The following is a 203-nucleotide window of genomic DNA, read 5'->3' as shown; positions in this document are numbered from 1 at the left end:
TACCTAAGCTCAATGTGTCACCATAAACCTTCGTGCGGTTATCCGCAGTCAAGGTGATCGGACGAGCTGTGATCGCCAAGCTACCAGATACATACGTGATGTCATAGTTGCTAGCCAAGAAGCCATCCGTACCGGTGGCTGATGTAGCAACTACCTCACTAGCGTTTGTACCTACGGCACGAGTCGTGCTAGCAGCGTAACCA

Annotated in this window: 1 protein-coding gene; it reads right to left on the bottom strand. The window is 51.2% G+C overall.

Annotated elements, in window-relative coordinates; genetic code table 11:
- Nucleotides 1–203: hypothetical protein (locus tag ICE88_RS08490; RefSeq protein ID WP_216252076.1), on the bottom strand; the 203-nt coding region annotated here is incomplete at both ends.

The sequence above is a fragment of the Polynucleobacter sp. AM-26B4 genome, from assembly GCF_018882285.1.
Classification (GTDB): Bacteria; Pseudomonadota; Gammaproteobacteria; order Burkholderiales; family Burkholderiaceae; genus Polynucleobacter.
Note: the sequence above shows the minus strand (reverse complement) of the source record. Positions and strands in the feature narration are given on the sequence as shown.